This is a genomic window from Vibrio sp. 10N.222.52.C12 (assembly GCF_041474215.1).
GTDB classification, from domain to species: Bacteria; Pseudomonadota; Gammaproteobacteria; order Enterobacterales; family Vibrionaceae; genus Vibrio; species Vibrio crassostreae_C.
In genome coordinates, this window is the sequence record NZ_JBFRTR010000130.1 from 1 (window position 1) to 3723 (window position 3723).

3 protein-coding genes and 1 pseudogene are annotated in these 3723 nt (G+C 36.3%); all 4 read left to right on the top strand.

Annotated features, from left to right (window positions below; all coding sequences use genetic code 11):
* Positions 1–528, top strand: a pseudogene (locus AB4623_RS20800) (hypothetical protein); the annotation flags it as partial.
* Positions 525–851: a multidrug efflux SMR transporter gene (locus AB4623_RS20805; protein ID WP_372147323.1), complete on the top strand. Its 327-nt coding sequence runs from the start codon at positions 525–527 to the stop codon at positions 849–851. The pseudogene AB4623_RS20800 and the gene AB4623_RS20805, both read left to right, overlap by 4 nt.
* Entirely contained in the window at positions 851–2686 is a 1836-nt protein-coding gene (locus AB4623_RS20810) for a hypothetical protein (RefSeq protein WP_372147324.1), read from the top strand. Before AB4623_RS20805 ends, AB4623_RS20810 begins: the two co-directional genes overlap by 1 nt.
* 36 nt (positions 2687–2722) lie before the next feature.
* A partial coding sequence (gmd, locus tag AB4623_RS20815) for a GDP-mannose 4,6-dehydratase (RefSeq protein ID WP_372147325.1) occupies positions 2723–3723 on the top strand: 1001 nt, incomplete at its 3' end.

The window sequence follows — 3723 nt, forward strand, 5'->3', positions numbered from 1 at the left end:
GTGTATTCTTTTATATTAAAGAAGAAACTGATATTGGACGTTGTTTGCCTTGCTGTTTTATTTACTATCCGAGTTATTAGTGGCGCTTTGGCTATTGATGTTGATATTTCGCCATGGTTATTGTCAACTAGTTTTTTCTTCTTTTTTAGTCTTGCTCTTCTTAAAAGAAAGATAGAATTATCTAACAAAGAGAAACTTGGTCATGCTGACGACTCTATTAATGGTCGAGCTTATAAAATAAAAGATATTCAAGTAATAAATTCTCTAGGGATAAGTTCTGGAATGATATCATGCTTGGTTTTTGCATTGTTTATAAGCACCAACCCTTATAATTATTACTCAAATACTGGTGGGATGATGCTATGGTTTATTATACCAGCGATCTTGTACTGGATTTCTTACGTTTGGATTTTGAGTGAGCGATCTAAGATTGACGAAGACCCGATCAAATTTGCTATCAAAGACAGAACAAGTTTGAAAATATTCCTTTCTATTTTTATTATGTTCATTTTTGCAGGAAGCCTATGAGTACTACTTTATTAATAATGTTAGCCGTAGGTTTGAATGTATTCGCTAATTTTTCTATGAAGAAAAGTTATCTGGTGACATCATTAAACTATCTCTATTTGTTTCTCGCTTTGGGAGCTCTTGGTTTTTCATTTATATGTTATAGCTTAGCATTAAGAAGTATTCCTGTTTCGATTGGCTATATGATGCTCACTGGTGGATCGTTGATCGGTATTACTTTGATCGGTGTTTTTGTTTTTAATGAAAATCTAAGCGGCCAAGTATTATTCGGCTTAGGGTTGGTTTTCGCAGGTTTATTAGTCATTTCTTGGAGTGGGAATTGATGAAGAAGAATTATATTTTCCCGATTATTATTTCATTTTTTGTTATTTATTTGTGGTCAGTGATATCAACTAATGCTCCAGTAATTCGCGGGGATGGAAATGAATACTATTTAATGACAGAATCATTCTTGAACCACGGTTCACCTGAATTGTTAGAACAAGATATTTTAAGTGCTAAGGAAAAATCTGAAAGAGATTCATTCAATATTCCTTACATTGATGATGAGAATATTTCAGGATACTATGAGTCTAATGATGATCGAGAATATTCGTATCATTTCTTTAGTTACGCTCTGGCTGTTTTGCCTTTTAAAATGATTTCAGATGTATTTAATTTGCATGACTTGCAAAGTTTCTATATGGCGAACGTGTTTTTTATGTTCCTGGCTGTTACAGTTATTTCGCTTGGTAAAAACTCATTTTCGATAAAGATTTCATTGATCTTGATGGCGATGTTTGGCCCTGGCATCTTTTACGTTGATTGGACGCATCCTGAAGTTTTTACGTACAGCTTGCTGTTTATGGGGATCGGCTTTTATTTGTCCGGAAGTAGGAGACTTTTTTACATTCTCTTTGCTTTGGCATCTTTCCAAAACCCACCTGTTATTTTATTTTCATCCGCTATTCTATTTTGTGACTTAGTTTTTTCTTATAAAGAAAAAAAATACGGATTGTTGTTCCAGTCAATTGCAATTACGGGTATTAGTTTACTCCCATCAATGTTTTATCTCTATCATTATGGTGTGCCTAATATCATAGCTCGAGAGGGATACAGTGACGTGCTTAATATAAGCATTGAACGTATTGTAGGATTGTTTTTAAGTCCTGTATCTGGTTTGATTATTTATAACTGTGTATTATTATTGGCTTTTTTTACATGCATAGTCAGAGCCTTGATTGTGAAAAGCAATTTAAGTTATAACATAGCTATGATGTTTGGAATATTCATTGCGGTTTGTGCTGGCGCTACTACGCATAATTGGAACTCAGGCATGGATAATGTGATTAGATATTCTGTTTGGATATATCCATTAATCTGTATGTTCGTTATTTCGGTATGGGCTAAGTACTGTACACATGTATCTTTACTCAACGCTCTCGTTTTTTTTATAGCTATAAATACAATAACAAACTCTAGTTATGTTTATTTTAATTCATTGTCTCAGTTTATTATAAACAACTTCCCTCGACTATTATATTCTGATTATGAGACTTTTTGTGAAAACACCGCTCATCAAGATGGGTACGTTGAATTTAATGGTCTTAATTCATTCCCTTGTTTAGCCATGGATAGCTCTAGTAACGTCAGAATTATGTATACAGACAAGGCGAGCCTCAGTAAATTCCTTTCTCGTGAATCTGATTACGAACACAGTAAGTTGCTGAATGGTATTTCAGAAAAACAGTTGGAGGCTGGCAAATTTTCTTACGTTTATCTGCCTAAAGACGTCTTAAAAAGGAAACGGTATTCATGGAAGGCTAGTGAATTACCAAGTATCGTAGGTAGAGTAAACAATAATGGCGAGGTACTTAGTGATGGAGTTACTGGTTTTTTGACTTTTGGTCCATACCTCCAGTTACAGCCGGGTAAATATCGAGCAGTTATCGAGTATATGTGTATCGGGTCTTCTAGTTGTGGTTACTGGGATATTGTTGTCGGGAGTGATGGCGTATCGCACAATGGCTCTCTTCTTAATGCTATTCAGGGCAGAGTAGAATCCCAGTTTGAACTGGTCGAAAGTCAAAAAGATAAACTACTTGAAGTTAGAACAAATTATACTAATCCAGAATCTGAATTGGTTATTAAGCGAATCTCAGTAGAAATACTTAACTAACTTTAGCGATAAATTTTCTTAGATACAGAGGGAAATATGAAAACAGCAGTAATTACAGGTATTACAGGTCAAGATGCCGCATACTTAGCAGAGCTACTTTTGGATAAAGGCTACAAAGTATACGGTACATACCGTCGTACAAGTTCTGTGAACTTCTGGCGTATCGAAGAGTTAGGAATTGAGAACCACCCTAATTTGGAGCTTATTGAATATGATCTAACGGATCTTTCTAGCAGTATTCGTTTACTACAAACAACGGGTGCAGATGAAGTGTATAACCTTGCTGCACTTAGCTTTGTGGGCGTATCATTTGATCAACCACTTACTACTGCAGAAATTACAGGCATCGGTCCGGTTAATCTTTTAGAAGCTATTCGTATTGTTAACCCTAAGATTCGTTTTTACCAAGCATCGACTTCAGAAATGTTTGGTAAGGTACAAGAAATCCCTCAACGTGAATCTACGCCATTTTACCCACGTAGCCCGTACGGTGTTGCAAAACTGTATGCTCACTGGATGGTGATTAACTACCGTGAGTCATACGACATTTTTGCTACTAGTGGTATTTTGTTTAACCATGAATCACCGTTGCGTGGCCAAGAATTCGTTACACGTAAAATCACTGATTCTGTAGCGAAAATCAAGTTAGGTAAGCTAGATGTGCTTGAGCTTGGTAACATGGATGCGAAGCGCGACTGGGGTTTTGCAAAAGATTATGTAGAAGGCATGTGGCGTATGCTTCAAGTAGACAAGCCTGATACTTATGTGCTTGCTACAAACCGCACTGAAACAGTTCGTGATTTTGTTACGATGGCATTCAAAGCTGCTGATATTGAACTAGAGTGGAATGGTTCTGAAGAGAACGAAACAGCAACAGATAAAGCGACTGGTAAAGTGGTTATGAGAATTAACCCTAAATTCTACCGTCCTGCAGAAGTTGAACTGTTGATCGGTAACCCAGAAAAAGCGAAGAAAGAGCTTGGTTGGGAACCTACAACGACACTTGAAGAATTGTGTGCAATGATGGTTGAAGCTGA